The sequence below is a fragment of the Bradyrhizobium sp. CB3481 genome (genome assembly GCF_029714305.1).
In the GTDB taxonomy this organism is placed as follows: domain Bacteria; phylum Pseudomonadota; class Alphaproteobacteria; order Rhizobiales; family Xanthobacteraceae; genus Bradyrhizobium.
Window position 1 is genome coordinate 3,076,402 of sequence record NZ_CP121647.1, and the last position, 24,293, is coordinate 3,100,694.

The 24,293-nt window shown below is 62.9% G+C and carries 27 protein-coding genes; 18 read left to right on the forward strand and 9 right to left on the reverse strand.

Annotated features, from left to right (window positions below):
• Positions 1-112: 112 nt before the first annotated feature.
• Complete coding sequence (locus QA643_RS14760) at positions 113-724, forward strand: hypothetical protein (protein ID WP_283033855.1); 612 nt, start codon at positions 113-115, stop codon at positions 722-724.
• 45 nt (positions 725-769) lie between these two features.
• Here the strand turns inward: QA643_RS14760 and QA643_RS14765 are convergent, their stop codons facing one another.
• The 3 genes from QA643_RS14765 to QA643_RS14775 all read right to left on the reverse strand — a co-directional run bounded on the left by QA643_RS14765 (position 770) and on the right by QA643_RS14775 (position 3,889).
• Positions 770-1,477 (reverse strand): hypothetical protein, encoded by a 708-nt coding sequence (locus tag QA643_RS14765; protein ID WP_283034806.1) that lies wholly within the window; start codon positions 1,475-1,477, stop codon positions 770-772.
• A gap of 45 nt (positions 1,478-1,522) precedes the next feature.
• Positions 1,523-1,714 carry a hypothetical protein gene (locus tag QA643_RS14770; RefSeq protein ID WP_283033856.1) on the reverse strand — a complete coding sequence of 64 codons (192 nt, stop codon included), beginning with the start codon at positions 1,712-1,714 and terminating at the stop codon, positions 1,523-1,525.
• Positions 1,715-1,966: 252 nt separating this feature from the next.
• The gene (locus QA643_RS14775; protein ID WP_283033857.1) at positions 1,967-3,889 is read right to left on the reverse strand and encodes a sigma 54-interacting transcriptional regulator; all 1,923 of its coding nucleotides are present in this window, start codon (positions 3,887-3,889) and stop codon (positions 1,967-1,969) included.
• 164 nt (positions 3,890-4,053) lie between these two features.
• Between QA643_RS14775 and QA643_RS14780 the strand changes: the two genes are divergently transcribed.
• The 4 genes from QA643_RS14780 to cynS all read left to right on the forward strand — a co-directional run bounded on the left by QA643_RS14780 (position 4,054) and on the right by cynS (position 7,928).
• Positions 4,054-5,436, forward strand: a complete 1,383-nt coding sequence (locus QA643_RS14780; RefSeq protein WP_283033858.1) for a CmpA/NrtA family ABC transporter substrate-binding protein — start codon at positions 4,054-4,056, stop codon at positions 5,434-5,436.
• 166 nt (positions 5,437-5,602) lie between these two features.
• Entirely contained in the window at positions 5,603-6,442 is an 840-nt protein-coding gene (ntrB, locus tag QA643_RS14785) for a nitrate ABC transporter permease (RefSeq protein ID WP_283033859.1), read from the forward strand.
• A 4-nt stretch (positions 6,443-6,446) separates the two neighbouring features.
• Positions 6,447-7,373 (forward strand): ABC transporter ATP-binding protein, encoded by a 927-nt coding sequence (locus QA643_RS14790; RefSeq protein ID WP_283033860.1) that lies wholly within the window; start codon positions 6,447-6,449, stop codon positions 7,371-7,373.
• Positions 7,374-7,439: 66 nt separating this feature from the next.
• Entirely contained in the window at positions 7,440-7,928 is a 489-nt protein-coding gene (gene cynS, locus QA643_RS14795) for a cyanase (protein ID WP_057843778.1), read from the forward strand.
• A gap of 108 nt (positions 7,929-8,036) precedes the next feature.
• Here cynS and QA643_RS14800 read toward each other — a convergent pair whose 3' ends face one another.
• A complete protein-coding gene (locus QA643_RS14800; RefSeq protein WP_283033861.1) occupies positions 8,037-8,849 on the reverse strand; it encodes an isocitrate lyase/phosphoenolpyruvate mutase family protein in 813 nt (270 codons plus the stop codon).
• 96 nt (positions 8,850-8,945) lie between these two features.
• Between QA643_RS14800 and QA643_RS14805 the strand changes: the two genes are divergently transcribed.
• On the forward strand, positions 8,946-9,857 hold the full coding sequence (locus tag QA643_RS14805; protein ID WP_283033862.1) for a LysR family transcriptional regulator: 912 nt from the start codon (positions 8,946-8,948) through the stop codon (positions 9,855-9,857).
• Between the two features lie 173 nt (positions 9,858-10,030).
• On the forward strand, positions 10,031-10,387 hold the full coding sequence (locus tag QA643_RS14810) for a hypothetical protein (protein ID WP_283034807.1): 357 nt from the start codon (positions 10,031-10,033) through the stop codon (positions 10,385-10,387).
• 32 nt (positions 10,388-10,419) lie between these two features.
• Here the strand turns inward: QA643_RS14810 and QA643_RS14815 are convergent, their stop codons facing one another.
• Complete coding sequence (locus QA643_RS14815) at positions 10,420-10,743, reverse strand: DUF1476 domain-containing protein (RefSeq protein WP_283033863.1); 324 nt, start codon at positions 10,741-10,743, stop codon at positions 10,420-10,422.
• Between the two features lie 319 nt (positions 10,744-11,062).
• Here QA643_RS14815 and purC point away from each other — a divergent pair, with 319 nt between their 5' ends.
• Both purC and purS read left to right on the forward strand, forming a co-directional pair.
• Entirely contained in the window at positions 11,063-11,830 is a 768-nt protein-coding gene (gene purC, locus QA643_RS14820) for a phosphoribosylaminoimidazolesuccinocarboxamide synthase (RefSeq protein ID WP_171708996.1), read from the forward strand.
• Between the two features lie 17 nt (positions 11,831-11,847).
• Positions 11,848-12,090: a phosphoribosylformylglycinamidine synthase subunit PurS gene (gene purS, locus QA643_RS14825; RefSeq protein WP_283033864.1), complete on the forward strand. Its 243-nt coding sequence runs from the start codon at positions 11,848-11,850 to the stop codon at positions 12,088-12,090.
• Positions 12,091-12,123: 33 nt separating this feature from the next.
• Here purS and QA643_RS14830 read toward each other — a convergent pair whose 3' ends face one another.
• A complete protein-coding gene (locus tag QA643_RS14830; protein ID WP_283033865.1) occupies positions 12,124-13,140 on the reverse strand; it encodes a magnesium and cobalt transport protein CorA in 1,017 nt (338 codons plus the stop codon).
• A gap of 148 nt (positions 13,141-13,288) precedes the next feature.
• Here QA643_RS14830 and purQ point away from each other — a divergent pair, with 148 nt between their 5' ends.
• The 4 genes from purQ (at position 13,289) to QA643_RS14850 (ending at position 16,319) form a co-directional block, all read left to right on the forward strand.
• The gene (purQ, locus tag QA643_RS14835) at positions 13,289-13,990 is read left to right on the forward strand and encodes a phosphoribosylformylglycinamidine synthase subunit PurQ (RefSeq protein WP_283033866.1); all 702 of its coding nucleotides are present in this window, start codon (positions 13,289-13,291) and stop codon (positions 13,988-13,990) included.
• Positions 13,987-14,952, forward strand: a complete 966-nt coding sequence (locus QA643_RS14840; RefSeq protein WP_283033867.1) for a tripartite tricarboxylate transporter substrate binding protein BugD — start codon at positions 13,987-13,989, stop codon at positions 14,950-14,952. The genes purQ and QA643_RS14840 overlap by 4 nt, the downstream gene beginning before the upstream one ends.
• Positions 14,953-15,025: 73 nt before the next feature.
• Positions 15,026-15,385, forward strand: coding sequence for a hypothetical protein (locus tag QA643_RS14845; protein ID WP_283033868.1), 360 nt, complete (start codon positions 15,026-15,028; stop codon positions 15,383-15,385).
• A 196-nt stretch (positions 15,386-15,581) separates the two neighbouring features.
• Positions 15,582-16,319 carry a hypothetical protein gene (locus QA643_RS14850; RefSeq protein ID WP_349253272.1) on the forward strand — a complete coding sequence of 246 codons (738 nt, stop codon included), beginning with the start codon at positions 15,582-15,584 and terminating at the stop codon, positions 16,317-16,319.
• A gap of 469 nt (positions 16,320-16,788) precedes the next feature.
• Here QA643_RS14850 and QA643_RS14855 read toward each other — a convergent pair whose 3' ends face one another.
• On the reverse strand, positions 16,789-17,277 hold the full coding sequence (locus QA643_RS14855) for a PaaI family thioesterase (RefSeq protein WP_283033869.1): 489 nt from the start codon (positions 17,275-17,277) through the stop codon (positions 16,789-16,791).
• 162 nt (positions 17,278-17,439) lie between these two features.
• Between QA643_RS14855 and purL the strand changes: the two genes are divergently transcribed.
• Entirely contained in the window at positions 17,440-19,644 is a 2,205-nt protein-coding gene (gene purL / locus QA643_RS14860; protein WP_283033870.1) for a phosphoribosylformylglycinamidine synthase subunit PurL, read from the forward strand.
• Positions 19,645-19,802: 158 nt separating this feature from the next.
• Here purL and QA643_RS14865 read toward each other — a convergent pair whose 3' ends face one another.
• Complete coding sequence (locus QA643_RS14865) at positions 19,803-20,987, reverse strand: acyltransferase (RefSeq protein ID WP_283033871.1); 1,185 nt, start codon at positions 20,985-20,987, stop codon at positions 19,803-19,805.
• 173 nt (positions 20,988-21,160) lie between these two features.
• Here QA643_RS14865 and QA643_RS14870 point away from each other — a divergent pair, with 173 nt between their 5' ends.
• A complete protein-coding gene (locus QA643_RS14870; protein WP_283033872.1) occupies positions 21,161-21,334 on the forward strand; it encodes a DUF1328 domain-containing protein in 174 nt (57 codons plus the stop codon).
• A gap of 90 nt (positions 21,335-21,424) precedes the next feature.
• Here QA643_RS14870 and QA643_RS14875 read toward each other — a convergent pair whose 3' ends face one another.
• On the reverse strand, positions 21,425-21,787 hold the full coding sequence (locus QA643_RS14875; RefSeq protein ID WP_283033873.1) for a DUF427 domain-containing protein: 363 nt from the start codon (positions 21,785-21,787) through the stop codon (positions 21,425-21,427).
• Between the two features lie 184 nt (positions 21,788-21,971).
• On the opposite strand from QA643_RS14875, the gene QA643_RS14880 reads away from it, so the two are divergent.
• From QA643_RS14880 to QA643_RS14890, 3 genes are all read left to right on the forward strand, one after another.
• Entirely contained in the window at positions 21,972-22,217 is a 246-nt protein-coding gene (locus tag QA643_RS14880; protein ID WP_283033874.1) for a BolA family transcriptional regulator, read from the forward strand.
• 28 nt (positions 22,218-22,245) lie between these two features.
• Positions 22,246-23,424: a low temperature requirement protein A gene (locus tag QA643_RS14885; RefSeq protein ID WP_283033875.1), complete on the forward strand. Its 1,179-nt coding sequence runs from the start codon at positions 22,246-22,248 to the stop codon at positions 23,422-23,424.
• A 559-nt stretch (positions 23,425-23,983) separates the two neighbouring features.
• Entirely contained in the window at positions 23,984-24,283 is a 300-nt protein-coding gene (locus tag QA643_RS14890) for a hypothetical protein (protein ID WP_283033876.1), read from the forward strand.
• The last annotated feature ends 10 nt before the right edge of the window (positions 24,284-24,293 follow it).

Here is a 24,293-nt window from a genome sequence, read left to right on the forward strand (position 1 = left end):
GCTACAGGTGGCGATCGATGCGGCGGAAGCCGATGGAACCATGCCGCCGCGCCACTCTGGCGTTCCCGATATGCTCTGCGTATAATCGCGGCACAGTCGGGTGGTCGCGCAGATGTCGATGTTCTCACGCAAGTTTGCTCTCACATTCACGGCGATGCTGGGCCTGGGCGCGCCAGCGGCCCACGCGCAGGCCTCGCCGGTGAATTACTGGATCCCGGGCTGGCCGATGGGGTTCAGCGGCGCAGCAGGCGAGAGCCCGAACGCCTATGGTAGCTTTCCGAGCTTCGACTTCCGCGACCTCGGCAACGGCTCTTCCTATGCGCGCTACAATTTTTCGAACGGCTTTTTTGTCGGCAGCCAGCGCAACACCATGGGCTTCAGCAGTTTCAGCCAAAGCGCGCTCGGCGGTTTCGGCTCGATCTACAGCGAAGGCACGCAGTTCGGCTACAGCCTGAAGAATGCCGGCGGACCGCCTGTCACCTTCTATGCCGGCTTCGACACGCTGAAGTACAACACAGGCATCGGCGGCCCGTTCGCGCCGTTCGACTCCAAGTCCGGCACGCTGCCGGTTTCGAGCGCCTATGCCGGCGTCGAATTCCAGCCGACGTCCAATCTCAGCCTGTCGCTCGGGGTCGGCGTCGTTCAGCAGACGGGGCGGATCGACAGCGAGATCAATGCGCTGCCCGGTGCGTCGTCATTCTCGGTCGGCGGCCGACGCTACTAAACGCGCAGCCGTAAGTCAGGTCTGCATTACCGTCGAAGGCGCGAGCTATTGCTCTGACGACAGGCGGATCACCTGACGCCCGTCATTCATCGCCTTCAGACTGTTGACGTAGTTCTCGGGACGCTGCCAGCGATGAGGCACTTTCAATCCCATGAATTCCGCGATGCTGCCGATGAACGATGTGCAATTGGTTGTTTCGGCGTTCCAGACCGGCGAACTCGCCTGCAGTTTCTTGATGTATGCGAAAACCTTTTTTGCGTCCGGCTCATTCAAGTAAACGCGGTAACTGGCGGTGAGGTACTGCGGATCGAGATCGCCATAGCTCGCCGTGGTTTCGGACGGCACCCACATTAGGTGGCCAAGCACATACGGCACGGTGTCTCCCGCAGGAGTGAGGCCCGCGACTTCAACGGCTCGCTCGCTTGTCTTCCCGAACCATACGAAAGCATGTCCCCAACTCGCCGCCGTCCTGGCTCTGAAATCTACGTAATACGGGCCCTTTGCTGATCGCGATGCCGGCTTGCTGGGCGACTGTGGTGCCGAATTCGATTCAGTGGACGCCGCATTGGAACTAACGGCGGTCGCATTGGCGACGTCCCTGTAACCTTCCTGTATCTGGGAAATGAAACGCTCCAGGCCCGCGCGAGGATCAATCTCGCGCGCGGAAGCTGGATGGATTTCGTACTGGAGCAGGACCGTGAGTGTCAGTCCCGCAAGCAGGCATCGTCCTGATCTTTTTGGCCCATTTTCCACGGTTCGCCTTTCGCTGCCGATGAAGGTCAGGATCAACGAGCCGGGTCAGTAACGCGCATAGGGCCGCGGCGCGACGGGCGTCTTGCCGACCGGGGTCTTCCCGATTGGGGTTTTGCCAATCGGCATCTTGCCGACCTGCGCCTGTTGATAGACGGGTTGCGCACGCGGAATATCAGCCGCGCCGGCCGCGGTCACCAGGGCGAGCGTCGCACCCGCTATAATTACGATCTTCATCACAGTACTCGTCCTTTACTTTCGAGAAAGCGGGGCCGTCCGCCGCGCCCCCCTCAGCCATGCCCGCAAGCATGAATATCCGAATGCGTCCACAGTGCGGCAGGCCGGACACGTTTCGGCGATAGGTCCGTCGTGCGGCAGACATGAGACTGGCTGGAACCGAAACGGCCGCTTGCGACACGAGCCGCCGATCGCGCTCAAGCCGCTTGACTTCGGCTTCGCCGCAGAAAGCCGGCGTATCAGCCGGAGCCCTGATCAGCCACCAGCCCCACGCGCATTCGCAATCCCCAGCGCTTTGAGGCGCGAGGCCAGCGTGGTCGGCTTTATGTCGAGCATTTCTGCGGCGCCGCCGGGACCGAACACTTTGCCGGAACAGGCCGCAAGCGCGGCGAGGATGTTGGCGCGTTCGTGGGCGCGCATCTCGGCTGATGTCATGACGGCTGGGCGGCTATCTGCTTTCACGCGTGCCGCGGCGGGGAAGGGCGACACGCCTGATACATCGGGCAGGTCGATGCGCAGGCGGCCGTTCTGGGCGAGGATCGCGGCGCGCTCGATCACGTTTTGCAGCTCGCGGACGTTGCCGGGCCAGTCGTAGCGCGACAGCCGGCGCGCATCGCCTTCCGACAAGCGCAGCTCGGATTTCAGTGCCTTGCTTTCGCGCGTCAGAAAATGCTGCGCCAGAAGCGGGATGTCCTCGCGCCGCTCGCGCAGCGGTACCGATTCCACCGGGAAGACGTTGAGGCGGAAATAGAGGTCTTCGCGAAACCGGCCGCGCTGCACTTCCTGCTTGAGGTCGCGGTTGGTCGCGGCGATCACGCGCACGTCGACCGCGCGGGTGCGCTCCTCGCCGACGCGCTCGAAATTGCCCTCCTGCAGCACGCGCAAGAGTTTACCTTGCAGCTCCAGCGGGATTTCGCCGACCTCATCGAGAAACAGCGTGCCGCCGTCGGCAAGTTCGAACCGTCCGATGCGGTCGCGCATCGCGCCGGTGAAAGCGCCCCTGACATGGCCGAAGAACTCGCTCTCGAACAATTCGCGCGGGATCGCGGCGCAGTTGACGCGGATCAGCGGGCGGTCGCCGCGGCTGCTGGCCTCATGGATCGCGCGCGCGATCAACTCCTTGCCGGTACCGGACTCGCCCGTGATCATCACCGCCGCGGCGGTCGGCGCCACCAGCTTGACCTGGCGCAGCGTCTTCTGGATCGCCTCGCTCTGGCCGATGATGCCGCGCGGGTTGGTCTCGATGCGGATTTCTTCCTGCAAGTAGGCGTTTTCCAGCTCCAGCCGTTCGCGCAGGCGATCGACCTCGGCCAGCGCGGCGTGCAGCTTCTCATCGGCCTCGCGGCGCTGGCTGACGTCGCGGAACACGATGACGGCGCCGACCACGACGCCGCGGTCGCGGATCGGCGTCGAGGTATATTCGACCCAGACCGGCGTGCCGTCCTTGCGCCAGAACACCTCGCCATCGACCTGGTGCACGGCGCCGTCGCGAAATGCCGCGTAGATCGGGCAATCGTGATCGGGATAGTGCCGTCCATCATGGTGGGTGTGATGGACGATCGGGTGAATTTCCTTGCCGACCAGTTCCTCGGCGGACCAGCCCAGCATCCGCTCGGCCGCCGGATTAACGAAGGTCGTCTTGCCATCGGCGTTGACGCCGTAAATGCCTTCACCGGCGGCGCGCAGGATGAGCTGGTTCTCGCGCTCGATGTCCTGGAAGACGCGCTCGACGCGCTGCCAGGTCGCGATCCCGCCGCGCATATGGTCCTCGGCCGCGGCGTCGACGTAGCGGCGCCGGCGCGCATCGAGGTCGCTCATGGTCAGCAGCACCAGCGCGCGGCCGTCGCCCGGCACCAGCGCGCCGGCATATTCAAGCCGCAGGTTTTGGCCGGTGGCGTGGCGCGGGGTCAGCGCGTTGGTCCAGTATGCGCCCCTATCCAGCACCGCCTGCGTGAACACGATCAGCGCGGGCAATTGTCCTGAGTGCAGCGTCGAGACCTTGGTCTGCCGCAGCAAGGCGCGGTCGTAGCCGAGCAGGGTGCAGGCGGCCGGATTGGCATCGAGAATCTGGTCGGCGTGGGGATCGATCAACAACGTCGGCTCGATTGCGAACTCGAATGCGGCGGCGCGCAGTTCGGCATCCTGCGGTGGGGCGGTTGAACCGAGCGCGAGGTACATCGTGGTACTCCGAAAATTCGTAATTGAGCTACGAATTTTCGTGTATCACGAATTTTCGTAATCGCCAATCTCAGCAGAATCCCTGCGATCTCAACGCCATCGCCATCGAACGGCGCTGGCATGTGCCTTGCTTAATAAGGGGGCAACGTCGCGCAGGAGGGCTGATGTCTACCTTCGACAATCCATTCGATCCCAACCGTCGTCTTCATGCCGGTGGCTGCTCATGCGGCCGGCACCTCAGCGAAGCCGAGCACCAGGCCGCACAACTGCGGATCCAGTCCGCCATCGAGAGCGAGCAAAAGCGCTATGAGGGCGTGGTCGCCTCCGCCGTGATGCGGGCGATGTTTCCGCAGGATGCCGCACGGCGCGCATTCCTGAAATCGGTGGGAGCCGCGACGGCAGTGGCGGCGGTATCGCAGTTCTTCCCGCTCAAGACGGCGACCGAAGCGTTTGCGCAAGGAGGGCCGCTGGAAAAGAAAGACCTCAAGGTCGGCTTTATCCCGATCACCTGCGCCACGCCGATCATCATGGCGGCCCCGATGGGTTTCTACGCCAAGAACGGCTTGAACGTCGAAGTCATCAAGACCGCTGGCTGGGCGGTGATCCGCGACAAGACGCTCAACAAGGAATACGACGCCGCCCACATGCTGTCGCCGATGCCGCTCGCGATCACCATGGGCGCCGGCTCCAATCCGATCCCCTACACCATGCCGGCGGTGGAGAACATCAACGGCCAGGCGATCACGCTGTCGATCAAGCACAAGGACAAGCGCGATCCGAAGAGCTGGAAGGGTTTTAAGTTCGCGGTGCCCTTCGACTATTCGATGCACAATTACCTCTTGCGCTATTATCTCGCCGAGCACGGCCTCGATCCCGATACCGATGTGCAGATCCGCGCGGTGCCGCCGCCGGAGATGGTCGCCAATCTGCGCGCCGACAATATCGATGGCTATCTCGGCCCCGATCCGATGAACCAGCGCGCCGTCTATGACGGCGTCGGCTTCATCCACATCCTGACCAAGGACATCTGGGAAGGGCACCCGTGCTGCGCCTTCGCTGCCTCGAAGGAATTCGTCACCACGATGCCGAATACCTATGGTGCGCTGCTCAAATCGATCATCGAGGCGACCGCCTTCGCGCACAAGGCCGAGAACCGCAAGGAGATCGCCAATGCGATCGCGCCGGCGAACTATCTGAACCAGCCGCCGATCGTGCTGGAGCAGATTTTGACCGGCACCTTCGCCGACGGGCTCGGCAACATCGTCAACCAGCCGAACCGCGTCGATTTCGATCCGTTCCCGTGGCAGTCGTTTGCCGTGTGGATCATGACCCAGATGAAGCGCTGGGGGCAGATCAAGGGCGACATCGACTATGCCGGCATCGCCGCCCAAGTCTATCTCGCAACCGATGCTATCAGGCTGATGAAGGAAGCCGGGCTGACACCGCCGACGGCGACGACCAAGAGCTTTTCGGTGATGGGGAAGAATTTCGATCCGGCGAAGCCCGAGGATTATCTGGCGAGCTTCAAGATCAGGAAGGCGTCGTGATGGCAGCGGCGCAACGACATCTGCCACTGTCGTCCCGGCGAACGCCGGGACCCATGGCCCGCGGCGTTAGTAATGAAGCAAGGTCTCCAACGCCGTGCCCAAAAGAGCCGGCACGGCGTATGGGTCCCGGCGTTCGCCGGGACGACGTGCTGAGGGACCGTGCCCCATGAACGCCTCCCTCCGCTTCCGCGCAGCCGTCGTCTCGATCGCGCTGCTGGCCGCCTTCTTCGGCATCTGGCATCTCGCGACGCGCCCGACGGCGGCGGCCACCAACATGTCGCCGGAATACGCCAAGCTGATGGGGCTGACGGCAACGCAAGGCAAGTCGGCAATGCCGGGGCCACTCGATGTCGGCGCGAAATTGTGGGAGCACCTCAAGCAGCCGTTCTACGACAAGGGGCCGAACGACAAGGGGCTAGGCATCCAGCTCGGCTATTCGATCGCGCGCGTCGGCCTCGGCTATCTGCTCGCCGTGCTGATCGCGATCCCGCTCGGCTTTCTGATCGGCATGTCGCCGCTGATCAGTAGGGCGCTCGACCCGTTCATCCAGGTGCTGAAGCCGATCTCGCCGCTCGCCTGGATGCCGCTCGCGCTCTACACCATCAAGGACTCAAGCATCTCGGCAATCTTCGTGATCTTCATCTGTTCGGTCTGGCCGATGCTGCTCAACACCGCGTTCGGTGTCGCCTCGGTGCGCAAGGAGTGGATCAATGTCGCGCGCACGCTGGAAGTCGGCACCGTCAGGCGCGCCTTTACCGTGATCCTGCCGGCCGCGGCGCCGACGATCCTCACGGGCATGCGGATTTCGATCGGTATCGCCTGGCTCGTGATCGTCGCGGCCGAGATGCTCGTCGGCGGCACCGGCATCGGCTACTTCGTCTGGAACGAGTGGAACAACCTCTCGATCACCAATGTCATTATCGCCATCCTGATGATCGGCCTCGTCGGCATGCTACTCGACCAGATCCTCGCGCGGTTCACCCGCATGGTCACCTTCCCGGAATAACGCGATGACCGACAAGTTCATTTCCATCGAGGGCATCGCGCGGCGCTATCCCGGCGCGGATGGCAAAGAGACGACCGTGTTCGAGAACCTGTGGCTGGCGATGAACCGCGGCGAGTTCGGCTGCGTGATCGGCCATTCCGGCTGCGGCAAGACGACCGTGCTGAACATCCTGGCCGGGCTCGACGAGCCGAGCGAAGGCGCTGTCATCGTCGACGGACAGGCGATCGAAGGCACCAGCCTCGACCGCGCGGTGATCTTTCAGAGCCATGCGCTGCTGCCCTGGCGCACAGTGCTTGGCAACGTCGCCTATGCCGTGACCTCGAAATGGCGCAACTGGGATCGCGCCAAGGTGAAGGCGCATGCGCAGAAGTTCATCGATCTGGTCGGACTGTCGGGTTCCGAGCACAAGCGGCCGTCGGAGCTGTCCGGCGGCATGAAGCAGCGCGTCGGCATTGCGCGGGCGCTGTCGATCACGCCAAAAATCATGCTGATGGACGAACCGTTCTCGGCGCTGGATGCGCTGACCCGCGGCACGCTGCAGGATGAGGTGCGCCGGATTTGCCTGGAGACCGGGCAGACCGCGTTCATGATCACCCATGACGTCGATGAAGCGATCTATCTCGCCGACAAGATCTTTCTGATGACCAACGGCCCCGGCGCGGTGCTGGCTGAGATCGTCGAAAACCCGCTGCCGAAGGATCGCGGCCGCATCGATTTGCACCGCCATCCGCTCTACTACGCGCTGCGCAACCATATCGTCGATTTTCTGGTCAGCCGCAGCAAGACGTTTGCGGCCACGGTGACCGACCACGATCCGCGCAACGTGCCGGTGGTGCGGATCGGCAAGCCGGAACTCATCGTGGCGTCGGCAGGCGAGGATTCCATTGAGGTGTCATGGCCGGGCTTGGCCCGGCCATCCACGTCTTCCTAAGGCGCGAGACAAGACGTAGATGCCCGGGACAAGCCCGGGCATGACGAATACACAAGGAGACGAACCATGAAACGCGAAGACCTCACCGAGAAGCTGCTCGACATCAAGCGCGAGAAGGGCTGGAGCTGGAAACATATCTGCGAAAAGATTGGCGGCTATTCGGACGTGCTGATCGTCGGCGCCATCATGGGCCAGATGAAGCTGACAAAGCCGCAGGCCGCCAACGCCGGCGAGTTGTTCGGCCTGTCTAAGGCGGAAACCGCGATGCTCAACGAAGTGCCGATGCGCGGCACCGGCACGCCGATGCCGCCGACCGATCCGTTGATCTACCGCTTCTACGAGATGGTGATGGTCAACGGCCCGGCCTGGAAGGCGCTGATCGAGGAGGAATTCGGCGACGGCATTATGTCGGCGATCGATTTCGACATGGCGATCGACCGCGTCGCCAATCCGAAGGGCGATCGCGTCAAGATCACGATGTCCGGCAAATTCCTGCCGTACAAGTATTACGGCGCGAGCGGCAACGTGCCGGAGTATGGGTTCAAGGAGGAGTGACGCATCTCTCCGCCGTCATGGCGAGCGAAGCGAAGCAATCCATACCGCGGCATAACGGAAAGGTGGATTGCTTCGTCGCTTCGCTCCTCGCAATGACGTGGAGAGCGGTTACCCAAACGCAGCCCTGATTTCCGCGATCGGGGCCATGTCGCGCACATACGTAAACGCGCCCTTGTCCTTCATCTCGCGGGCGCATCTTAGGAACGCGGCGAGCGCATAGCGCTCCATCGCGCCGCCGACGCTGATACGCTTGACGCCGGCCTCGGCGAGTTGCTGAAGCGTCAGCGTTGGATCGGCAAAGCCCATCACGAGGTTGAACGGCTTTCCGACCGACGACACCACGGTGCGGATGGTGCCGATGTCGTAGAGGCCCGGCGAATACAGGACATCGGCGCCGGCGGCCTCGAATGCCTGCAGGCGCTTGATGGTGTCGTCGAGATCCTTGCGGCCGTGCAGGAAATTTTCCGCCCGCGCGGTCAGCGTGAACGGGAAGGGAAGTTTGCGCGCCGCTTCGACCGCCGCCTGCACGCGCTCGACCGCGAGCGAGAAATCATAGATCGGCTTGTCCCGGTCGCCGGTAAAATCCTCGATCGAGCCGCCGACCGCGCCGGCCTCTGCCGTGCGCGTGATCGCTGTTGCTGCGGCCCTCGAATCGTGCGCACCGCAATTCTCGAGATCGACGCTGACGGGCAGGTCGGTGGCCTCTGCGATCGCGCGGGCATTTTCGATAATGGCATCCAGGCTGACGGTCACGCGGCCGAGCGTGTTGGCAAGCCCGAGGCTGGTGGTCGCGAGCGCCTCAAAACCCATTGCGGCGAGAAGTTTCGCGGTTCCCGCGTCCCACGGGTTGGGAATGATGAAGGCGCCGGGCCGCGCATGCAGCGCGCGAAACGCTTCGGCTTTTTCCAGCTGATTTCGCATTGCAATCTCCGCTTGCTGATGTGTCGGCGGCAAAGCTAGCGGGCTGTCGCCCATCAGCCAAATTTGTTATTTCTCTCGCTGCCATCAGGTTTTTGCATGAGCCAGAAAATGGACAGCGACGCGCTTCTCACCTTCCTGACCGTTCATCGCCGCGGCGGCATCTCGAACGCGGCGAAAGCGCTGCACCGCTCGCAGCCGGCGATCTCGCGGCGTATCGCCCTGCTCGAACGGGAGCTCGGCGTGCCGCTGTTCGAGCGCATCACCGGCCGCACCATGCTGAGCGATGCGGGGAGGGTGCTGGTGCCGTACGCCGAGCGCGCTGTGGCGGCGACGCAGGATGCCGAAAGCGCCGTGCGTGCGCTGGCGCGGCCGAATTCGGGCCCGATCGCGCTCGCCGTGGTCGGCACGCTCGCAGGCGGGCGGCTGTCGGCGGTCCTGAAGCGCTTTTCAGCCGGGCATCCCGAGGTGGATTTGAGCCTGCGCACCGCGACCAGCGCCGAGGTCAGCGACATGATCCGCCGCGGCGAGGCGACCATCGGGCTGCGTTACGACCGCGACCGCTCGCGCGATCTCGACTGCGAGCTGCTGTTTGCCGAACCCCTGCAGGTGGTGTGTGCGCCGGACCATCCGCGCGCCGGGCGCCGTGTCGCAAAACTTGCTGAGCTCCGCGGCGAGCGTTGGATCGCCTTTCCAGTGGTACCGGGCCGGCGCGAGATCACAGCCGCGCATGTCTTCGCGCTGTTTCAGACCCACGGCCTCGGCGAGATCGACTGGACGGCGGTCGACAGTCTGACCGCGCAGAAGCGATTGGTCGAAGCAGGCCTCGGCATTGCACTGCTCTCGGAGAGCAATGCGGCCGAGGAGCTGCGGCATAGGACGATCGCCACCATCGGCGTGCGCGATCTCAAGGCGAGCCACGACGTCGTCGCGGTGACACGCCGCGGCGGCTTCCTCAGCGCGGCGGCGCGGCGGCTATTGGAGATCGTCCGGAAGGAATACGGCGCGTGATCGGTCGGCCTCGCGTTCCGGTTAATGCCTGATGAAACCGCTGGGCCGCTTTTTGTCGCGGCGGTTTTCGAAATCGCCACCAGAGGTAGCTATGGACTATCCAGTCGCTTCAACTGCCGAGGTCCACCATGACATTGCGCTCGCGCCTTGCTCCCACCTGCCTTCCAGCATGCGTGAGCTTGCTGATTCTCGCCGCTCCCTCGCTCGCGCAGGCGCAAATGCCGCGGACCACCGTCATGGAGCAGATGGCCGGGTCGCGGCAGGAAGGCTGGGTGTCGGTTCAAAATTCGATCAATTATTTCGTGGCGGGACCGACCGGGGAGGGTGAAGAGGCGCAAAAACTGCGCGACCGGGCGCGGCGCACCATCTACGAAATCGCGGCCCGTGAATGCGATCTGCTCCGCGAAGTCATCGCCAGGGAATGCCGGATGGTATCGGTGTCGAGCAATATGAGCCGGCAGTACGGGCAACAGCAGCCGGAAGGCTTTACCATCAATGGTTCGATGAACTTTCAGATCACGCTGAGATAGGGCGTGATCCGAAAGCAAAATGGCGTGAGGCGTCAACTCCCCGCCTTTACCTGAGCGGCGGCCTGGATCATCAGCTCGTCCATCTTGGCGCGCACTTCCGGCGCCGAGATCGCGACGCCCTTAGCAGCAAAATCCTTCACCACCTTGTTCTGAACGTCCTGATCGCCGGCCTGTTCGAAATCGGCCGCGACCACTTCCTTGGAATAGGCCGTGGCGGCATCGCCGGCTAGTCCCAGCTTTTCCGCTGCCCAAAGACCGAGCAGCTTGTTGCGGCGGACCTCGGCCTTGAATTTCTGCTCCTCGTCGAGGGCAAATTTCTTCTCAAAACCTTCCTCGCGCTTGTCGAAAGTGGTCATTCTTCGGTTCCAATCCCCGCAAATGGTGAATTGGGCCAGCGTTGTCGCGGCCCGATCGCCTACCTAGATAGAGGGGGCGAATCGGTAAAACAACAGGCCGTTCGGCCGCAGGCAATCGGGATAAGTTGGCCCCAATCGGGCCGGGTCGATTGTGCTGGATGGGCCAATCGGATAGGTTGCCGGTAGGCGAGGTTCTTGTTCTGTTTCCGGTCGCTTAGGTTCGGGATCTTGCCTTCACGGCAGCTCCGTCGTGGTCACAAACCCTTGTCATCCGGAGCACACCAATTTCATGGATTTCAACAAAACACGGTACATCCCAATGAGCCGTCGACGCCGTATTTATGAAGGCAAGGCCAAGGTCCTGTATGAAGGCCCGGAGCCCGGAACCTTGATTCAGCACTTCAAGGATGATGCGACCGCGTTCAATGCCAAGAAACACCAGGTGATCGAGGGCAAGGGCGTCCTCAACAACCGGATTTCGGAGTACCTGTTTCAGCACCTTAACGACATCGGGGTGCCGACCCATTTCATCCGCCGCCTCAACATGCGCGAGCAGTTGATTCGCGAGGTCGAGATCGTGCCGTTGGAGGTGGTGGTCCGCAACGTCGCGGCCGGCTCGCTGTCGCAGCGCCTCGGCATCGAGGAGGGCACCCAGCTGCCGCGCTCGATCATCGAGTTCTATTACAAGAACGACCAGCTCAACGACCCCATGGTGTCGGAAGAGCACATCACCGCGTTCGGCTGGGCGACGCCGCAGGAAATCGACGACATCATGGCGCTCGCCATCCGCGTCAACGACTTCCTCACCGGCCTCTTCCTCGGCATCGGCATCCGCCTGGTCGATTTCAAGATGGAATGCGGCCGGCTCTTTGAAAACGAGATGATGCGGATCATTGTCGCCGACGAGATCTCGCCCGACTCATGCCGGCTGTGGGATATCAAGTCGAACGAAAAGCTCGACAAGGACCGTTTCCGCAGGGATCTCGGCGGCCTGCTCGAGGCCTATACCGAGGTGGCGAAGCGGCTGGGCATTCTGATGGAGAACGAGCGCCCGGCCGGCACCGGCCCGGTGCTGGTGAAGAGCTGAGCTAAGGGGCAAGTCTCGTGAAGGCACGCGTTACCGTTACGTTGAAATCCGGCATCCTGGACCCGCAGGGCAAGGCCATCGAAGGCGCGCTGAAATCGCTCGGCGTCGACGGCGTTGCCAGCGTCCGTCAGGGCAAGGTGTTCGACATCGAACTGGCAGGCGCCGACAAGGCCAAGGCGGAAGCGGCATTGAAGGATGCCGCCGACAAGCTCCTGGCGAATACGGTCATCGAGAATTACGCTATAGAGGTGAAGGCTTAGGACCAACCAACGCCTGATGTAACGCCCGGCCGCTCACAGCCATCCCGCGCGGCGGAAGCGCCAGTACAATGCGCTGCAGGCGGCGAGCATCAATCCCAGCACCATGAAGTAGCCGTACTCCCAATCCAGTTCGGGAATGTGCTTGAAATTCATGCCGTAGATTCCGGCGAGCGCCGTGGGGACGGCGATGATGGCGAGCCATGAGGCCAGCTTCTTGGAGACCGCGGTCTCCTGCGCCTGGCCAACCAGAAGGCTTGCCTCGAACGCGAACGCCAGCACCTCGCGCATTGAATCGGTGCGCTCCTGGATCGTCCTGACATGGTCGGTGACATCGCGAAACAGCGGCCGCATGGTCGAGCGCACCATCGGCAAATTGTCGTGTTCAAGCCGGCGGCAGACTTCCACCAGGGGCCCGATCGCGTTGCGCAGCCGCAGCAGATCCCGGCGCAGCATATAGAGCCGCTCGACCTGGGTCCGCGTGATGGCGTGGGCGAGCACGTAGTCTTCGATCTCCTCGACCTCTTCGTGGATCGCGTCCAGCACGGGGGAGTAATTGTCGACAATGAAATCGAGGATGGCGTAGAGAATATAGTCCTCGCCGCGCGCCAGCGCACGGGGACAGCTCTCGCAGCGCTCGCGCACCGCCGCGTATGAGGTCGATGCGCCGTGGCGCACCGAGACCAGATAGCCTTCGCCGACGAACAAATGGGTCTCGCCGAACGCTATCCGGCCCTGGATCAGTTGCGCGGTCCGCGCCACGATGAACAGGCCGTCGCCATATTGCTCGATCTTGGGGCGCTGATGGGCGTGATTGGCGTCCTCGATTGCGAGATCGTGCAGGTCGAATTGCTGCTGCACGCTCTTCAGGAGCGCGAGATCCGGCTCGTAGAGGCCGATCCAGACGACGTGACCGGGCTTGCCGCGCCAGCTCGATGCCTCCTCGATGGCGATATTGGCGATACGGCGGCCATCGACGTAAACACCGGCCGCGACGACACCATCGGAGGTCTTCGATTCAGTTGCAGATGTCGCCCGCGACGGGACGTTCATGGTTTCCATCCCTGAGCGATTGTTGTTGAGCGTGGTTTCCACGCAGGCCGTTTTGGCGACGCTAGCACTGGAAAAAACCGCGTCAAATGGTTATGTCTGTGGCCGGTCGGCGGTCTGCCGACGAATCTCCCTTCCTGCCGGAACCGCCATGAAATCAGCCGTTCTCGTCTTTCCCGGAATCAACCGCGAGCGCGACATGGCGCGCGCGCTCAAGCTCGCCTCGGGCCAGGAGGCGGCGATGGTCTGGCATGCCGAGACCGAGCTGCCCAAGGGCACTGATCTCGTGGTCGTGCCCGGCGGTTTTTCCTACGGCGATTATCTGCGCTGCGGCGCCATTGCGGCGCGGGCGCCAGTCATGGATGCGGTGCGCAAATATGCCGCCGGCGGCGGGCTGGTGCTCGGCGTTTGCAACGGCTTTCAGATCCTGTGCGAGGCGGGGCTGCTGCCGGGCGTACTGATGCGCAATGCCCGGCTGAAATTCATCTGCAAGGATGTACACCTGCGCGTCGAACGCTCCGATACGCCGTTCACGCGCGGCTACAATGCCGGCCAGGTGATCCGCGTGCCGGTCGCACATGGCGAGGGCAATTACGAGGCCGATGAGGAGACGGTGAAGCGGCTGGAAGGCGAGGGGCGGGTGCTCTATCGCTACTGCACGCCGGAGGGCGTCGTCGACGAGGAATCCAACATCAACGGCGCGGCCCAGTCGATCGCCGGTATCGTCAACGAGCGCGGCAACGTGCTCGGCATGATGCCGCACCCGGAAAACCACGTCGAAGACATCATAGGCTGCACCGACGGCCGCGGCCTTTTTGCGGGTCTCGCCGCGCATCTGGAAAAAGCCGCGTGAATTCATTCATTGGAAAACTGGCGGTCGCGCTCGCGGCACTTTCTCTGGCGACGACAGCGCATGCGCAGGACTATCCCAAGCGTCCCATTTCCATGATCGTGCCGTTCGCGGCCGGCGGCACCTCCGACGTGATCGCGCGCGTGGTCGCTGAAGAGATGAGCAAGTCGCTCGGGCAGCCGATCGTGATCGAGAACGTCGCGGGCGCCGGCGGTTCGACCGCCCTGACGCGCGCCGCACGCGCGGAAGCCGACGGCTACACCATCGCCATCGGCAATGCCGGCACCAGCGCCGCGACCTATACGATCTATCCGAAACTGCCATTCACGCCGCAATCCTTCGTGCCGATCGCGATGGTCGCAAAGACCTTCGGCATCGTCGCGCTGCGCAAGGACTTTCCCGCCAAGGACCTGCAGGAGTTCATCGCGTTCGCAAAGAAGAATCCCGGCAAGGTCAATCTCGGCCATGCCGGCGTCGGCTCCTCGAATTACCTGATCTGCAAAAGCTTCGTGCAGGCCGCCGGCATCGAGGTCCAACTCGTCGGCTATCGCGGCGCCGCACCGGCGCTGACGGATGCGATCGGCGGCCAGATCGACGGCGTCTGCGATAGCGCCGCCTCGGTGTCGCAGGCGATCGACGACAAATTGGTGAAGGGCCTCGTCGTCGGATCGACGGTGCGGCTTGCGACGCTGCCGAACCTGCCGACGTCGGCCGAGGCCGGGCTCCCCGATTTCGAGGCGCAGGGCTGGAACGGCCTGTTCGCGCCGAAGGGCACGCCGCCTGCGATCGTTGCGAAACTGAACGCCGCCGCCAAGAGCGCCGTCGAGAGCGAGGCGGTGAAGACGCGCTTCCGCGATCTCTCCACCGTCGCCCCCGATGCCAACGAGCACGCCAGCGAGGTGCTCGGGCAACTGGTGACGCGCGATGTCGAAAAATACCGGAAGCTGCTGGAAGAGAAGAAGTAGCACTCGGACATCACATGAAAAAGCCCCGCATTGCGGGGCTTTTTGCTATCGGCCGGTGGTTGAGCCCGGGCCGGTGGGTGAAAGCGTCGAGCCGCTGGGCGAGGGGTTGATGTGGGTATTTCCGGACGGATTCACGGCACTGTTGCGTCCGGCCGCCGCGCTGCCGGCGTCGTTGCTCATGCCGGTGGTCGCATTATTGCCCGCTCCACTTCCGGCAGTCGTTCCGCTGGTGGAGGATCCTGCTGCGCCGCTAGCTGCCGCGCCGCCCGTACCCGAGCTGCCGCCTGATGCGCCGCCGCCAGACTGCGCGAGCGCCACGCTGCTCGTGAATGCCAACGCCGTCATCAATCCCAATGTCGCGAGTTTCATGATTGCTCCTTTTCCTGGTCGCATAACGGCGCAACACAATGCGCGCGCATGCGTTCCTGTGTGATCAATCACAGATGGTTGCTGTTCCCTGGCGCAATTCCGCGCGTGAAACCTGGCTTGGAAACGCCACGGAAAAAACCGAAACCGGCCATCGCCATCCAATACGTTTAGCACCGATTAACAACTGAAGATTGTCCAATTGAACGTGACGCGCTATCAAGGCCACTAAGGACCGTCCACCGGTTTGACTGGAATGTGCCATGCCCGTTGCTCTCGTCGTCTTGATGCTCGACATCACACTGATCTGGCATGCGTCGAAGACTGGACGCTTGCAGCCCTGGGCCTTCATCATCCTGATGATCCCGCTGGTCGGTGCGCTCGCCTACATCGTCGTCGAACTGATACCGGAGTGGTTTGGCAGCCCCGGTGCGCAGCAGGCGCGCAGGCGGATGGCAGAGCGGCTTGATCCGGAAAAGCGCTACCGGGAGCTGTCGGACCGGCTCGCCGGCAGCGACACCATTGCCAATCGCGAGGCGCTTGCCGCCGAATGCCTGAAGATCGGGCGGTTCAACGAGGCCGAGCGGCACTATGATCACGTCCTCACGCTGCCGATGGGGAGGGAGCCGGCCTACGCGCTGGGCAAAGCGCAGGCGCAGTTCGGTCTCACGCGTCCGGCCGATGCGCTCGCGACTCTGGATGATCTGAAGAAGCACTGGCCTGATTTTGAATCGGCCGAAGGCCATCTGCTTTATGCCCGGGCCCTGGCGGAGGTCGGACGCGTCGACGAGGCGCTCGACGAATACCACGCGCTGTCAGACTATTTTCCGGGCGCCGAGGCCAGGGTTCGATACGGCATGCTGCTGCAGGTGGTGGGGCGCACCGCCGAGGCGAGGGTGGTGTTCAACGAACTGCTGCTGCAGATGCGGCGGGCGCCGAAATATCTGCGCGACGCGCAGGCCGAGTGGCTCTCGATTGCCGAAAAGCAGTTGTCGGCTTGAATCGCCCCACGGCGGGGCCCGTGACTCGGCTAGGCGCCCGACGTCAAGCTTAGCTAAGAACTGGGGTTGCTAATATGACCGATATTGTGGCCGAGCGTTCCTTCCGAGAAGCGGATTCTGGGGCATGCGTTACCGCTAGAATTTTCGCACCCGAAAGAATCAGGGAATCATCAGAGTGGTCCTGCAAGATCGAAGTCCAGGGCTTGCCGATGCCCTTCGAAAGATCACTTATCGGAGTAGATTCATTTCAGGCCTTAGAATTGGGAATAAGCCTTCTCTGTTCGCATCTGGAAAAGCACGAGCCAACTCTGGCTTTTCTGGACGGCTCAAAAGGCGATTGCGCTTTGCCGTTAATCGCATTCTGCCCTCCCTCGTTGAGGGCGGAAGTACGCCAATTCATTCGCAGCAAGATTAAAGATGATCTCGACGCGCAATAGTGAAACATCGGCAGACGGACGGGCCGATGGCGTCAGGTGGCAAGGGTGGCAGCGTCCAGCGGCTTCTTCCACTTCACGCGCTTGATCGTGCCTGAGAAGGTGAACAGCGGCCGCTCGCCGGATTTCAGGACGCCGCGCAGGAAGATCAGCGAACCGCCGGCGCGGGTGATCTCGCCCTCGCATTCGATCAGTTCGCCCTCGCGCGCCGCGTCAAGAAACTCGCAGGCGAACGCGACCGTCACGCCCGGCCCCTCCAGCACCGAGGAGGCGATGGCAAACAGGCAGTAATCGGCGAACGACATGAAGCAGCCGCCATGGACGTTGCGCATGCCGTTGAGGTGTTTTTTCTCGACCCGGAACGCGCATTGCACTTTGCCGTTCTCGTCCATGCGGTGCCAGAAAGGGCCGTTATGGGTCTCAAAACTGTCGCGGGTCCAGGTCCGCCATCCCTTGAATTCGCCCTCGGTTTCGACGTGGAGGTCGGGACGGTGCTGAAATGCATTTTTGGGTAGTTCGTTCACGAAAAAAGCCCCTTCAACCAAATGTTTGCGCCCTTAAATCCGATCCGGGAACGATGTGCAAACCTCGATCCTGCAAGGCCCCCTTCGCAAAGCTCTGGACAGGGCCGAAATGCGCCATAAAAGGCCTTTTCGCCCCCCGTCGATCTTCCTATTAAGGCACCCATGAACGAGCCCCAGATCACCCCCGAACTCGTCGCCAGCCATGGTCTCAAGCCCGACGAGTATGAGCGCATCCTCAAGCTGATCGGGCGGGTGCCGACCTTCACCGAGCTCGGGATCTTCTCGGCGATGTGGAACGAGCACTGCTCGTACAAATCCTCGCGCATCCATCTGCGGGGGCTGCCGACCAAGGCGCCCTGGGTGATCCAGGGGCCCGGCGAGAACGCCGGCGTGATCGATATCGGCGACGGGCAGGCGGTGGTCTTCAAGATGGAGAGCCACAACCACCCGAGCTATATCGAGCCCTATCAGGGCGCGACCACGGGCGTCGGCGGCATTTTGCGCGACGTCTTCACGATGGGCGCGCGGCCCATTGCCTGTCTCAACGCGCTCTCCTTCGGCGCGCCGGAGCACCCCAAGACCCGCCATTTGGTGTCGGGCGTGGTCGCCGGCGTCGGTGGCTATGGCAATTCCTTTGGCGTGCCGACAGTCGGCGGGCAGGTGCGTTTCCACACCCGCTATGACGGCAACATCCTGGTCAACGCGATGGCGGTCGGCCTCGCCGAGACCGACAAGATTTTCTATGCGGCGGCCTCCGGCGTGAACATGCCGATCGTCTATCTGGGCTCCAAGACCGGCCGCGACGGCATCCACGGCGCCTCGATGGCTTCGGCCGAGTTCGACGACAATTCCGAGGAGAAGCGTCCGACCGTGCAGGTCGGCGATCCCTTCGCCGAAAAGCTGCTGCTGGAGGCCTGCCTCGAGATCATGGAAAAGGGCTGCGTGATCGCGATCCAGGACATGGGCGCGGCCGGCCTGACCTGCTCGGCAGTCGAGATGGGCGCCAAGGGCGATCTCGGCGTCGACCTGATCCTCGATCGCGTGCCGACGCGCGAGACCGGGATGAGCGCCTACGAAATGATGCTCTCGGAAAGCCAGGAGCGCATGCTCATGGTGCTCAAGCCGGAAAAGGAAAAAGAGGCCGAGGCGATCTTCACGAAGTGGGGGCTCGATTTCGCCATCGTCGGCTACACCACGCCGAGCAAGCGTTTTGTGGTCAAGCATGGCGGCGACGTGATGGCCGATCTGCCGATCAAGGAGCTCGGCGACGAGGCGCCGGTGTATGACCGGCCGCATGTCCCGTCCGCAGTGTTGCCGGTGGTGCACGCGCGCGAGGTGAAGCCGCCGATCGGAATCATGCCGGCGCTGGAGAAGCTGATCGGCACGCCCGAACTGTGCTCGAAGCGCTGGGTGTGGGAGCAGTACGACCACGTCATTCTCGGCAATACCGTGCAGCGCCCAGGCGGCGATGCTGCGGTCGTGCGGGTCGAGGACGGGCCGAAGGGTCTCGCGCTGACCGTCGACGTGACGCCGCGCTATTGCGAGGCCGATCCGTTCGAGGGCGGCAAGCAGGCGGTGGCCGAGGCTTGGCGCAACATCACCGCGGTCGGCGGCCGCCCGCTCGCCATCACCGACAATCTCAATTTCGGCAATCCGGAGCGGCCCGAGATCATGGGCCAGTTCGTTGGCTGCCTGAAGGGCATCGGCGAAGCCTGTCGCGCGCTGGATTTTCCGGTCGTCTCCGGCAACGTCTCGCTCTACAACGAGACCAACGGCCGCGGCATCCTGCCGACGCCCTCGATCGGCGGCGTCGGCGTGCTCGACGATTTCACCAAGTCCGCCACGCTGGCGTTCAAAGCCGATGACGAAGCCATCCTGCTGATCGGCGACACCCAGGGCTGGCTCGGTCAGTCGGTCTATCTGCGTGACATCTGCGGCCGCGAAGAGGGCGCGCCGCCGCCGGTCGATCTCGCCGCCGAAAAGCGCAATGGCGATGTGGTCCGCGGCATGATCCATGCCGGTACCGCCACGGCCGTGCATGACGTCTCTGACGGCGGCCTCTTGATCGCGCTGGCCGAAATGGCGATTGCGAGCGGGATCGGTGCGCAGCTATTGGCCGCGCCAAGCTCGATCGTGCCGCACGCCTACTGGTTCGGCGAGGATCAGGCGCGCTACATCGTGACGGTGCCGGCGGCGGATGCTGGCCTCGTGCTCGCTAAGATGAAGGGCGCGGGCGTGCCCTGCGCGCGGATCGGCACGACGGGTGGGAATGCGCTTGCGGTGGCGGGCGAGGGGCAGGTCGCAGTGAGTGCGCTCAAGACCGCGTTCGAGCACTGGCTGCCGGCCTATATGAGCGGCAAGGCTTAGCAGCGACGCTCTCTCCACGTCATTGCGAGGGGCCAACGGGTCGCGCGAATGCGCGCCCGATGACAGGCTCCGCGACGAAGCAATCCGTCTTTCCCCGAGCGGAGCTATGGATTGCTTCGCTGCGCTCGCAATGACGGTGTGAGGCCGGTGCCGCTTCCCTAGAGCACCTTCGTCGCGCCAGGGATCTGCCGTAACGCGCGTGTCAGCGCCCAGCTGAACGCGACCGTCAGCACGAAGCCGGCGGTCGCCTTCACGATCGCGGGCAGGTCATAGTCGAACAGCCAATATTGCAGCCACAGCGCGATCGGGTAATGCACCAGGAACATGCCGTAGGCGTCCGACTGCATCGGATCGAGCAGCTTGGCTGTGCCCGATTGCCTGAACCTCTGGAAAAAGGCCAGGATCAGAAACAGGATGGCGACGCTGAAGACCGCGAAACAGACGGCGTAGAGTCCCTCATACCAGTTCGGCAATGGCGACGGGTTGCCCAGGATTTGGCGCTTGATGAAGATCAGCGTCCAGAGCAGGCAATACGGCACGATCGCCAGCACCATCCAGTCCCAGCTCACCTTCGCCATCCGGCCGTCTGCCGAGAGCAGGCCGCGATCCATTTGCGCAACCCCGATGCCGGCGCCGAAAAAGAAGTAGCTCGCATAGAGCATGACGCGACCGTGCTGGACCGAGAACGGCCCGAACTCGAACCAACTGCTTGGCCCGTAAATCATCAGCCCAGGGACATAGAACGCGGCGGTGACGGCCAACATGACCGCGAAGAACGCGGCGGGCCGGCGGCGGCCGTACAGCGAAAGGCGATTGATTGGATCGAGCAGGTTGGGCGACAGCCGGTGCAGGACGCAGGCGACCACGTCGAAGGCGAGCAGGACCCAGAGGAACCAGATCGGCCCGCTCGGCCACGGGCCCTTCGTGACCAGATTCCACCAGAATTCCGAAAAGCCGACCTCGGGATGGTGCCGGAGCGAGATGGCATAATAGGCGAGCGGAATGACCGTGAAGGCGCAGATCACGAACGGCAGGCCAAGCCGAAGCAGGCGGTCCGTCAGATAACTCAGCGCGCCCTTCCGCGCGATACCGGACCAGGCAAACAGCCCCGACAGGAAGAAGAACATCGCCATGAAGAAACTGTCGGTAGCGAGCACGATCATATCGAAGCCGAAGAAGGACTTCGCGTCGGTATGGCCGAAATAGGTATAGGGAATGACGGCGTGGTGGAGCAGCACTACCAGTGTCAGGAAGGTGCGGGCGCGATCGAGCGAAAGGTTTCGCGACTTTACTTGGGGCGGGGCGCTGACGTCGGCATGCCCCACGGTGGAAATCGATGTCATGCAGGCCTCCCGGCCGGGCTGTCTGGCCAAATGTTGCCGCTCGGAACCTGATTCAGCAAGGCCGATTCGTGCCAGCTAATTCGCATGTTCGTCGCTTCGGAACCGGGGGCGCAACCCGCCGTTCTCGGTAGGTCGCCATTGGGCATGGCTGTAGAGAGGCTGCGGAGCAAGCAATGACAATTCTCAAATGGGCGCTGATCTTCTTTCTGGTGTCGATAGTCGCCGGCATTCTCGGCTTCACCGGCATTTCGGCGGCGTCCGCCGATATTGCCCGCTTCCTGTTCTACGTCTTTGTCGTCATCTTCCTGGTGCTCCTGATCCTCGGGCTGACGATATTCAGGGCGTGACCGTCATTCCGGGGCGCGTCGGAGACGCGAACCCGGAATCTCGAGCTTCCGGGTTCGATGCGTTAGCATCGCCCCGGAATGACATCGGGTTCACGACGCCACTTCCTCGATCCTCACCTTGTCCGGGTAGAACGCCAGGTGCCCGGCGATCTCGGCCATGGCCGGGAAGGGCGTCTCATAGGTCCAGATCGAATTTTCGATACGTTTGCCGTTGGCATTGATGCTGAAATAGTTCGCGTCGCCCTTGTAGGGGCAGTGCGTGGTCCGCTCGGTGCGGGCCAGCAGCGCCATGTTGGCGTCCTCGCGCGGCACATATTGCACCGCCGGATAGCTGGCTTCCTTGAGCGTTAGCGCACGGGTGGTATCGGCGACGACGACGCCGTCGACCGAGACCCTGACACGCCGGGGGTTTGCCGCAATCGTGATCGGATGGTCGGGACCGGGCAATTTCATGGTTCTAGGCCTCTTTTTTGGTCAGCCCGACGTGATCGGGCGCGACGGGATCTCGCGGTGTCAAAGCGGTCGGGGCGGAATATAGTGGCGCCGGGCGTGACCTAGAAGAGCGTACGCGCTAGGTTTGGCCGTCACGGCCGCGCGAGCCGGCCGTGATTCGAAACACCTGACGGAGACATGCTGGATGCCAATGGACGCCCACGATATCGAATCGATGATCAAGGCAGCCATTCCCGATGCCGAGGTGACGATCCGCGATCTCGCAGGCGATGGCGATCACTACGCCGCGACCGTGATCTCGGAATCCTTCCGCGGCAAGTCGCGTGTGCAGCAGCACCAGATCGTCTATCAGTCGCTCAAGGGGCAGATGGGCGGCGTGCTGCACGCGCTGGCGTTGCAGACCGGAGTACCTGGCGGATCGGCAGGCTAGTCCCCCGACCGGCCAGGCGGGGGCACCGATGACGGATAATCCGCACGGCGCGATGTTTCGCGTGATCGTGCCGCATCAGCACAGCCGCGTCACCTACGCGGAGCTGTTTTTCGACCTCGTCTTCGTCTTTGCGATTACCCAGATCTCGCACACGCTGCTCGCGCACTTTACGCTGCTCGGCGCGCTGCAGGTCACGCTGCTGTTTCTCGCGGTGTGGTGGGTCTGGGTTTTCACCTCCTGGATCACCAACTGGCTCGATCCGGAGAAGACCCCGGTCCGGCTCCTGCTGTTTGCGATGATGCTGGGCGGGCTGGTGCTGTCGACGTCGATCCCGAAGGCGTTCGACGAGCGCGGCCTCTGGTTTGCCATCGCCTATGCGGCAATGCAGGTCGGCAAGACGATCTTTCTGTGGCTGTCGACGCCGGCCTCGCGCCCGCGCATCAGGATGAACGCCATCCGGATCGCGGCCTGGCTTTCGGCGTCGGCCGTCTTCTGGATCGCCGGCGGCATCGCCGAAGGCCAGCCGCGGTTGGTGCTGTGGGCCGTCGCGCTCGTCATCGAATATGTTTCACCGGCGGTGCGGTTCTGGATTCCCCGCTTTGGGGCATCCTCGGTCGCGGACTGGATGATCGAAGGTGGCCACATGGCCGAGCGCTGCGCGCTGTTCATCATCATCGCGCTCGGCGAATCCATCGTCGTGACCGGTGCGACCTTTGCCGAACTCAGCTGGACGGGCGAAAACGTTCCGGCGTTCGTCTCGGCTTTGATCGGCAGCATCGCGATGTGGTGGATCTATTTCCACATCGGCGCCGAGGCCGGCTCCGAGGAGCTTTCGAAATCGAGCGAGCCGGGCAGGCTGGCGCGCCTCGCCTATACCTATCTGCACATGCCGATCGTGGCCGGCATCGTCGTTACAGCGGTCGCGGACGAACTGGTGCTGAAGCACCCGGGCGGCCATTCCGATCTGAAGACGGTGACGAGCGCGATCGGCGGTCCCTTGCTGTTCCTGTTCGGGACCATGCTGTTCAAGCACAGCTTTCGCGGCTTTCTTCAGCTCTCGCACGGCATTGGTATCATCGCACTCTGCGCGCTTGCGTGGTTCGCCAGCGAGATGTCACCGCTGATGCTGTCGATCCTGACGACTGCGATCATGATCGTCGTTGCGACGTGGGAAACGATATCGCTGCGACCCGGCCACGCCGGGTAGCGGCTTCAATCCAGTCGCTTCAGACTTGCGTTGGTCAGTCGAGTGGTCAGTCGAGTCTTGGCCGCTTGACCGGCAACAGTGGCGGCGAATTATGCTGGTCGACGACATTTCTGAGCACAAGCGTTGAGAGCTGCACGACGAGTGCCCGAAGCCGTGCATTTTCCTCGATGAGCGCCACCCGCTCGGTATCAGCGCCATCATCCCAGTCGGTATCCGTATCATTATGAGACGGCGATCCGGCACATGGCCCGTGGCTGCTCGACGCTGGATACGCATTCCCCATGACTGACATCCCTTGAAACGAATTACCCCATGTTGCCTGAAAGGATACGGCTGAGTCCGCGTCAAAAATTGGACCTTTCGAAGGGCAAACGAGAGCGCAGATGGACCCTTTTGCGGGCGGGGCTATAAAGATGAACACTTGTTAAGAAGTTTGGTTATAGTGCGTTCCGGCAAAGGTGCGGGGACGCGCGGCGGCGTAGGCACCTTTACCAACAGACCTTGACCAGCGCGATCAACTCAGTGCCCACGGGGGTGCCGTGGCCGGGAATACGCGCCTATGAAACAGAGTGAAGCAAGAGTACGGATCATCCAGGAGTGGGACCGCTGGATTCTGACGCAAGCGATCGAGCCGGACGGGCCCACTGGAAAAGACTCGCTGAAATTCTACCACGAACTGCAGGACACCGGATCATCGCTACTCGACTTCCAGTCTCGCGGACAGGACAAGTGGCGGATCATTCACGCCTGGCTGCTCGGCGCGGACCGCTTGTCCGACGACTGGATATCGATCGCGCCGCGGATCGCGCCCACGCGCCGGATGCGACCCGATCGCCGGCGATCGTTCTGCAAGACGTGAACGGTAGAGT

Bases quoted from the DNA above. Each gene is read 5' to 3' on its own strand.
- QA643_RS14880 (WP_283033874.1), top strand. From the start codon at position 21,972: ATGCCAATGGACGCCCACGATATCGAATCGATGATCAAGGCAGCCATT.
- QA643_RS14870 (WP_283033872.1), top strand. From the start codon at position 21,161: ATGACAATTCTCAAATGGGCGCTGATCTTCTTTCTGGTGTCGATAGTC.
- QA643_RS14780 (WP_283033858.1), top strand. From the start codon at position 4,054: ATGTCTACCTTCGACAATCCATTCGATCCCAACCGTCGTCTTCATGCC.
- QA643_RS14800 (WP_283033861.1), bottom strand. From the start codon at position 8,849: ATGCGAAATCAGCTGGAAAAAGCCGAAGCGTTTCGCGCGCTGCATGCG.
- QA643_RS14775 (WP_283033857.1), bottom strand. From the start codon at position 3,889: ATGTACCTCGCGCTCGGTTCAACCGCCCCACCGCAGGATGCCGAACTG.
- purQ (WP_283033866.1), top strand. From the start codon at position 13,289: ATGAAATCAGCCGTTCTCGTCTTTCCCGGAATCAACCGCGAGCGCGAC.
- purL (WP_283033870.1), top strand. From the start codon at position 17,440: ATGAACGAGCCCCAGATCACCCCCGAACTCGTCGCCAGCCATGGTCTC.
- purC (WP_171708996.1), top strand. From the start codon at position 11,063: ATGAGCCGTCGACGCCGTATTTATGAAGGCAAGGCCAAGGTCCTGTAT.
- cynS (WP_057843778.1), top strand. From the start codon at position 7,440: ATGAAACGCGAAGACCTCACCGAGAAGCTGCTCGACATCAAGCGCGAG.
- QA643_RS14865 (WP_283033871.1), bottom strand. From the start codon at position 20,987: ATGACATCGATTTCCACCGTGGGGCATGCCGACGTCAGCGCCCCGCCC.
- QA643_RS14760 (WP_283033855.1), top strand. From the start codon at position 113: ATGTCGATGTTCTCACGCAAGTTTGCTCTCACATTCACGGCGATGCTG.
- QA643_RS14890 (WP_283033876.1), top strand. From the start codon at position 23,984: ATGAAACAGAGTGAAGCAAGAGTACGGATCATCCAGGAGTGGGACCGC.
- QA643_RS14885 (WP_283033875.1), top strand. From the start codon at position 22,246: ATGACGGATAATCCGCACGGCGCGATGTTTCGCGTGATCGTGCCGCAT.
- QA643_RS14875 (WP_283033873.1), bottom strand. From the start codon at position 21,787: ATGAAATTGCCCGGTCCCGACCATCCGATCACGATTGCGGCAAACCCC.
- QA643_RS14805 (WP_283033862.1), top strand. From the start codon at position 8,946: ATGAGCCAGAAAATGGACAGCGACGCGCTTCTCACCTTCCTGACCGTT.
- QA643_RS14830 (WP_283033865.1), bottom strand. From the start codon at position 13,140: ATGAACGTCCCGTCGCGGGCGACATCTGCAACTGAATCGAAGACCTCC.
- QA643_RS14815 (WP_283033863.1), bottom strand. From the start codon at position 10,743: ATGACCACTTTCGACAAGCGCGAGGAAGGTTTTGAGAAGAAATTTGCC.
- QA643_RS14790 (WP_283033860.1), top strand. From the start codon at position 6,447: ATGACCGACAAGTTCATTTCCATCGAGGGCATCGCGCGGCGCTATCCC.
- QA643_RS14850 (WP_349253272.1), top strand. From the start codon at position 15,582: ATGCCCGTTGCTCTCGTCGTCTTGATGCTCGACATCACACTGATCTGG.
- ntrB (WP_283033859.1), top strand. From the start codon at position 5,603: ATGAACGCCTCCCTCCGCTTCCGCGCAGCCGTCGTCTCGATCGCGCTG.